This window comes from Novosphingobium sp. ERW19 (assembly GCF_012641315.1).
In the GTDB taxonomy this organism is placed as follows: Bacteria; Pseudomonadota; Alphaproteobacteria; order Sphingomonadales; family Sphingomonadaceae; genus Novosphingobium.
In genome coordinates this window covers 1-6,088 of record NZ_JABAIC010000027.1, presented here as the reverse complement: position 1 = coordinate 6,088, position 6,088 = coordinate 1, and the positions used below count along the sequence as shown (strand labels likewise).

General features: G+C 62.3%; 9 protein-coding genes. 2 read left to right on the top strand and 7 right to left on the bottom strand.

The window, feature by feature from the left end; genetic code table 11:
• Together HGI46_RS21630 and HGI46_RS21625 are read right to left on the bottom strand one after the other, a co-directional pair.
• Positions 1-978: type IV secretion system DNA-binding domain-containing protein (locus HGI46_RS21630; protein WP_168905811.1), on the bottom strand; the 978-nt coding region annotated here is incomplete at its 3' end.
• Positions 968-1,300, bottom strand: coding sequence for a hypothetical protein (locus HGI46_RS21625; RefSeq protein ID WP_066275457.1), 333 nt, complete (start codon positions 1,298-1,300; stop codon positions 968-970). The genes HGI46_RS21630 and HGI46_RS21625, both read right to left, overlap by 11 nt.
• A 440-nt stretch (positions 1,301-1,740) precedes the next feature.
• Between HGI46_RS21625 and HGI46_RS21620 the strand changes: the two genes are divergently transcribed.
• Positions 1,741-1,935, top strand: a complete 195-nt coding sequence (locus HGI46_RS21620; protein ID WP_168905810.1) for a hypothetical protein — start codon at positions 1,741-1,743, stop codon at positions 1,933-1,935.
• Positions 1,936-2,037: 102 nt separating this feature from the next.
• Here the strand turns inward: HGI46_RS21620 and HGI46_RS21615 are convergent, their stop codons facing one another.
• Positions 2,038-2,274 (bottom strand): hypothetical protein, encoded by a 237-nt coding sequence (locus tag HGI46_RS21615; protein ID WP_007688359.1) that lies wholly within the window; start codon positions 2,272-2,274, stop codon positions 2,038-2,040.
• A 323-nt stretch (positions 2,275-2,597) separates the two neighbouring features.
• Between HGI46_RS21615 and HGI46_RS22320 the strand changes: the two genes are divergently transcribed.
• Positions 2,598-2,828: a DUF6437 family protein gene (locus HGI46_RS22320; RefSeq protein WP_240946946.1), complete on the top strand. Its 231-nt coding sequence runs from the start codon at positions 2,598-2,600 to the stop codon at positions 2,826-2,828.
• A gap of 115 nt (positions 2,829-2,943) precedes the next feature.
• Here the strand turns inward: HGI46_RS22320 and HGI46_RS21605 are convergent, their stop codons facing one another.
• The 4 genes from HGI46_RS21605 to HGI46_RS21590 all read right to left on the bottom strand — a co-directional run bounded on the left by HGI46_RS21605 (position 2,944) and on the right by HGI46_RS21590 (position 5,670).
• A complete protein-coding gene (locus HGI46_RS21605; protein ID WP_168905808.1) occupies positions 2,944-3,333 on the bottom strand; it encodes a single-stranded DNA-binding protein in 390 nt (129 codons plus the stop codon).
• Positions 3,334-3,693: 360 nt separating this feature from the next.
• A complete protein-coding gene (locus HGI46_RS21600; protein WP_168905807.1) occupies positions 3,694-4,122 on the bottom strand; it encodes a hypothetical protein in 429 nt (142 codons plus the stop codon).
• A gap of 10 nt (positions 4,123-4,132) precedes the next feature.
• The gene (locus tag HGI46_RS21595) at positions 4,133-4,594 is read right to left on the bottom strand and encodes a DUF6878 family protein (RefSeq protein WP_168905806.1); all 462 of its coding nucleotides are present in this window, start codon (positions 4,592-4,594) and stop codon (positions 4,133-4,135) included.
• A 122-nt stretch (positions 4,595-4,716) separates the two neighbouring features.
• Complete coding sequence (locus tag HGI46_RS21590) at positions 4,717-5,670, bottom strand: DUF2493 domain-containing protein (protein WP_168905805.1); 954 nt, start codon at positions 5,668-5,670, stop codon at positions 4,717-4,719.
• Between the last annotated feature and the right edge of the window lie 418 nt (positions 5,671-6,088).

Here is a 6,088-nt window from a genome sequence, read left to right as displayed (position 1 = left end):
CGCTCTGCCTTCGGCCACAAGTTTGAGGCAGAATTCGACGAACAGCGCGCGGGCAGCGATCACCCAGAACTGGGCTTCTCCGCCCCCGTCATGGGGGACGAGGGCGTCCGCTGCGGCCCAGAACTCGCCTTCAGAACGGCATTCGTCAAACAGGCTCCACTGGGGGCAACGCGCATCGAGCGGGTTCAGGATGATGTCGCAATGGGCCGCATGGAAGTGCTCGATAAAGGCGCCGGTCAGGTCGAAGACCACGCAGCGCTGGCCCTTGGCTCTTGCCTCCGCAATCATGTCGGAGATCGCCACGGTCTTGCCCATACCGGTGGTGCCAATGAGCATCGCATGGCTTTGCTCGAGCCGCCAGGGATAGGAGACCGTGGCGATGTGCGATGGCCGATAGGGAAAGACACGGGCGATCTCTCGCGGCAGGCTGAGCCGCCATTTCCAACCCAGCGCGGAATCGAGCTCACGGGTGCGCTCGCGCCGGTTGTGCGCGGTCAGTTCATCGACAAGCTCGGGGAGCGTGACGAGCATCGCGCCGCGCTCGTGTTTGCGTTCTTTGGAGCGGCCACCGAACCGCTCGGCGAACCAGTAGAAGACGGCAAAAGCGGGCACCAACAAGAACCCGGACCGCCACAAGGCACTGGTCAGAAGCCCAGTCAGCTTCTGCCACGCATGGACCACCGGCGGATAGCTTTCGAGCTGGGCAATCGGAAACTGGATGGTCGCGCCAAAGGCAGTTTCCAGGGTGATCCGCTTGGCGGGATCGAACTCCATGAAGCCGTAGATGGCAGCATAGATCCGCATCCAGACGAGGTAGACTTCATGGTCGGTGAGGCCTGCCGAAATGGTCCACCAGGAGGTCCATGAGATCACGAGCGCGGCGACAATCAATGGGCCCTTGAGACCCGCCGCGAACATGAAGCTGAAGTGTCCGAGCAGCTGGCTGCCACGCGTGAAGTTGACGAGATTACGCTTCATCGGAGCCTCCCTCGCCAGCGGCTGTGGAAAGACCGAGTTCCTTACATTTGCGCACGTACGCCTGGTGAGCCCGACCGCGCAGCGCGTGGTCGGGGTGCCCTGCCAGCAGCGCATCAACCCCGACCATGAGGAACACCGAGCGGCGGGAAATTCGCTCAATGGAAGCGTCGAGCCGCGAGGCAAGCTCGTCCTCGGTGCAGGCATTGGCGAGCAAGGCGCGAACCCACTCGCTCATGCTGATCCCTTTGGCCTTGGCAGCCTTGCGGATCATCGAGCTGAGCTCGCTGGAGATGTAAACCTGGAGACAGATTGGCCGTGTCATGCACGGACTCCTTGTGGTCAGGAGCCCGGTTCACACTGCGAAAGGCAGGATCGAAGCTAAGTCAGATTTAAGAACATGTCAAGAACATATAGGACTGCGGAATTCCGCCATTCTCGGCCTCGCCTTGGTCAAATCCACGTAACTCCCCTGGCCCCCGTCATTTTTGACGGAGAAGCTGCCATTTCACAAAATTCGATCTATTCCTTTGTGATTGACTATTTTTTCTGCCCGCCTTTCCTGCGACCCGTCGCGTAGGGTGTGCACCCCAGTCCCCAGCTGCGAGGACAGGAACCAGCCATTGAGCCTGTAACGGATGATGCAGTTTGCCATCCGGATTCTATGGGGCGCTGGGCAGGTTGCCGACCCTCGGATCCCGATAGGCACAGACGGGATCGGCGCCTATGATGCCGGCATTAATGAGGGCGGAAAGGAAGCGCCACATGGGCCAAGTCACATTGAGTGCGACGCCGAAGGGCAACGGTTTCCAGGCAACGGTCACTTATTCGAACGGGGTGTCGATCAGTTCCTCCGAGGCTTTCCCGACACAGGCAGAGGCCATCGAAGCCGCGGCGTTGAAGGTCCTGGATATGCCGGAGCGGCTTACCGATCTCGACCGTCCAGATATCGCCGAGTGACGCTAGCGCCCCGCCTTCCCGGATCGGCTGGGATATGCCGCAACGGTCTGCGAGCAAAAAGAAAGGAGGAAGCCCTGATGGACTTCCTCCCAAACCGGCGGGTCAGAATTCATCGCTGAGACGGCCCGGCACGGTGTCGATAACCCGGTCCAGCATGGCCTTGGGCAAGGCACCGTAATCGCCTTCATCGACCGCGATATAGCCTGCCTCGTCATCAGTCAGGACGTATTGCGTAAAGTAGCTGTGAAAGGACCGGGCATGGGCCTGATCCAGGGCAGCAACGAAGGCTGCCTGATCGGCGGCGGGACCAGCAGCGGCAATGTTCAGAGAAGCGTACATGATCTTTCCTCCTGATGTTCGATGCGTCGCATCAGTAGCTGCGAAGGATGTGGGTGACGGGCTGGGTCAGGGACCGCGTCAGCGGCCGCGAAGCGGCGATGGGGGCAACGATTTTTGCCGGGCTTGCCCGGTAAAAATGGTGGGGCCCCGTCGTCCTTGACGCAGCCCCAAAGCCCGCATCACACTTGGTCTTTCTGCGAGAGAGACCTCTCCAACGCCTGCGCAGTAGCGCAACGCCTGCCCCACAAAGCATTTTCCTACATGCGCCCGCAGTGCCAAGATCGGGAGCGGAGGGGACCAACGGCCAGCAAGAAGGAAGCACTATGGCCAGGTCCAAACCCACTGCCCGCGATGCGCTGAAGAAGCTGCGTGAACAGCGTGCCCAAATCGAGAACGAGGAGGCACGTCTCCGCGAAGAAGCAGCGACCGAACTCGGAAAGCTGCTGATCGAGTGCGGCGCGGAGACGATCGAACCGGCACAGTTGCGCCAGATCGTTCGCGCATCGATGGCGCTCGGGATCGAGGAAACACTGAAGCGAATTGCTCCCGCGTAAAGTCCGCTCCGCGGCGGCAAGGGGTTCGATGCCCCGCGCCGCCGCATAGCCCCAGAGCAAAAGAAAAGGCCCCGATGGCGTGTGCCACCGGGGCCTTGTCGTGGGGTAAGAACATTCAGTCCTCGTCGATGTCGGGTGCTCCCTCGTTGCTGCCCGGACGGCCTTTGGTGAGGAAGTCGACCTTGTCGGCGATGATCTCGCAGCCGTAGCGCTTGGTGCCGCTCTGATCCTCCCACTGGGTGTAGTGGATGCGACCTTCGACCGTCACGAGCTGGCCCTTGGTGCAATACTTGGCGACATTCTGGCCCAGGCCGTTGAAGCAGGTGATGCGATGGAATTCGCTGTCCTTGGCGGTGTAGCCGTTTTCGTCCTTGTAGGTCTTGCCATCCTTGCGGGCGGGACGGTCGGTCACGACCGAGATCGATGTGATGCTGGTTCCACCCTGGGTGGTGCGGGTTTCGGGGTCGCGAGCGATGCGGCCAACGAGGATAACGAGATTGGTCATGGGCTTTCTCCTGATCGAGCAATCCGGGGCCATCCCGGCTGCAAAACCCGAGCAGAAGCGCCCCGCGGCGAAGCGCACCGAAGGGAAACCCGGAACTGGTTCGGGTGGTGCGGGCAGTCGGGCACGCAGCATCGCGCCGAAAAGTGGGAACCGGTTTTCGGCACCAGCGATGCGCAAAATCGTGCCCGGCAACTCGGTCGGACCTGATCCGGGTTGCGCGTCTCGACGGGGGGTGATTCAGGGACAGGTTTGCATCGAAGCCGGGTGGAGCTGGATGCCTTGAACAGGTTTGCCCTGCCCCGTTTCCCTCCGGTCCTGGCCGGATCATCCATGCCCGACCTTCCACCGGAGAACCCCATTCTAGATCACGGTACTAACCGCTCCTCCAACCGATGGCTCATTCCTGGACGAAACTGCTTCGCCGGGGAGAGGCATATCGATCACCACCCCTTCAGCGCCGTCCAGAGGGTTGCCTCGAAGCATCCAGGTCTGCGGCGTGATCAAGCGCGCCCAGTCCGCAAAGGAGGGGATCGAGCCCAGGTCTTCGCGTACGTGCTGTTCGCCGACCAGACGCACCGGAACGACCCGGCCATCGGCATTGACGAGGGTCTCGCCGAACAGGGTTTCGAGCATGAATATCCCCTCGGCATGGTGCCGCAGCGCGCGGTGCCGTGGGTCTGCCAGGATTGCCTTGGACTGGTCGAACCACTGGTGCAGCGGGAGATAGTCATCGACCGTGCCGCCCCATTTCCGGACCGACGAGAGAGCGTGGTAGTAGCAGTGGGCCATGCTTGATCTCCTAGAGCTCGGTCGAATGATCATCGGTGGCGATGAAGCGCAAACTGCAGTCGAGCACGAAAGTCGCCTCAGCCACATCAATCACCAGTTCGCCGCAGGCACCGTCGTTGATCTCCCAGCCAGGATGGTGACGTTCGAGCGCCAGGTAGGTCAGCTGTTCGAGTGCCTGCCCGAGTGATTGCGGCTCTCTGGAACCGGTACGATCAACGCTGTCTGCTTCGCCTTCCAAGAGGGTCACATCCGGGCACGGGATCCCCGCGCCGGCTGCATCGAGGCATGCACATTCTTCAACGGCACCGCTGTCGCCGCAGCCGTCAAAGCGGATCTCGACACGGGCGATGCCGGCATCCTGCAAGCGCGGAAGAATGGCGACCTTGAGCTGCTGAATCTCATCAGCAACCTGCATCTGCCGCTCGGCCTGACGAACGGCAAAGTCGGCCATCACGGCCTCGATATCGATCATGGAATACCTCCTGTAGAAAGGAGCCATCGACCATTCGCTGGCTCCAAACCACAGGCGCGCGCCTTTCCTCTGACGGACGACGCCAGCGCCGACCCGGCGCTGGCGCGAAGACCGACAGGGCCTTAGTCGGTCCTGACCGAAGAGTTCTTCGGATTGGTACCGAGGGGCCCGCGCCGATCGACCACGGTGATCCGCCGGGCCTTGGCTTCGATGACCAGACGTTCGAGCACGCCATTGCCTGGAAAGGCGATGACGTAACGCGGATCAAGCGAGAGCATCCGCTCGTTGCGCTTGAAGCCAGCACGAGCGCCCAGCCGCATGTCGAGCGAGAACGTGACCTGCGGGATGCCGCGCCGTTCGGCCCAGCTCGATGCCAGACGGTCGACGCCCTTGGTGTCGCCGCCATGGATGAGCACCATGTCGGGCACACGGTCGCGGACCTTGTCGAGGGTTGCCCAAACGTTGTTGCCGAAGGTCAGTGCATCCTCTTCGCATCCATGACGGGTGCGCCCGCCAGCGAAGACGACCGGGGTTCCTTCGGGCACCGCTGCACGGCGTTTGGCCTCGGCACGGGCGCGCAGGAAATCGCGACCTTCGACGAGCGCAGAAGTCATCATGGCGCTGTGATTGAAGCGCGAACTGGAGACCGGCTTCCAGGAGGAACCGAACTCGTTGAGGTAAAGGGCTGCTGCGACTTCGCGCATCTCCTCGAGCGCCAGCATCGCGCTTTCGGCGCATTGCGCCCGCTCGACCTGGGTCTCAAGGTCATGGGTGTGGACCTCGGATCCGTCGACCGTAGCAATCAGCGCGCGGACCTCGTCGGTCGCCCGGTCGAGAGCTGTCGATTTGCGCTCCGCCGAGCGGTGGAAGATGTTGACGAAGGCCCAGCCAAGATCCTCGGCGTCGGCTTCAAGAGCGGTGCCGGACACCATGGCGAAAAGATCGGACCAGACCGCTTCGAGGGTTTGGACGACCGCTTCGCGGACCGGGAAATCGCTAGTCGATACGGGAGCAGGACCGATGGAAAAGCCGGCAAGATCGAGCCCGGCGAGTTGATCGGCAAATGACGTGTGCATGGGGAAGTTCTCCTGACTGGCGTGAGGCCGACGCACCCGTTCATGGCTGCGCCAGCGAGAGCCCGTCAGGGCCAGCTTCAGGCAGGATTGCGCACCCTTAAGGGGGAACCCGTCTTGGCGGGCTGGCGCGGGCAGGCCTTGAGCCCGAAGGGCCAAGGCCAACACGGGCCCGCCCAAGCCGGGTTGCGCAAGACTGGCGGCTGGCCCAGGGCCTCTCTCGCATGGCGACAGACCATGAGCGGCCGGCAAAGTGCAGTCAGGGATGGCAACCCAGCGCCGCGACCAACCAACGCGCAGGCCTCAAGCGGCGCGCTTGGTGTAGACCCCCTCGCCGTTCGACATGTGCCCGAGGCAATCGTAGTCGCCAAACAAGGCATCGAAACGGGATGCGATCTGGGACAGCCAGCGCTGTGCCCGC

Coding starts and splice junctions, on each gene's coding strand:
- HGI46_RS21625 (WP_066275457.1), bottom strand. CDS start 1,300: ATGACACGGCCAATCTGTCTCCAGGTTTACATCTCCAGCGAGCTCAGC.
- HGI46_RS21620 (WP_168905810.1), top strand. CDS start 1,741: ATGGGCCAAGTCACATTGAGTGCGACGCCGAAGGGCAACGGTTTCCAG.
- HGI46_RS21615 (WP_007688359.1), bottom strand. CDS start 2,274: ATGTACGCTTCTCTGAACATTGCCGCTGCTGGTCCCGCCGCCGATCAG.
- HGI46_RS22320 (WP_240946946.1), top strand. CDS start 2,598: ATGGCCAGGTCCAAACCCACTGCCCGCGATGCGCTGAAGAAGCTGCGT.
- HGI46_RS21605 (WP_168905808.1), bottom strand. CDS start 3,333: ATGACCAATCTCGTTATCCTCGTTGGCCGCATCGCTCGCGACCCCGAA.
- HGI46_RS21600 (WP_168905807.1), bottom strand. CDS start 4,122: ATGGCCCACTGCTACTACCACGCTCTCTCGTCGGTCCGGAAATGGGGC.
- HGI46_RS21595 (WP_168905806.1), bottom strand. CDS start 4,594: ATGATCGATATCGAGGCCGTGATGGCCGACTTTGCCGTTCGTCAGGCC.
- HGI46_RS21590 (WP_168905805.1), bottom strand. CDS start 5,670: ATGCACACGTCATTTGCCGATCAACTCGCCGGGCTCGATCTTGCCGGC.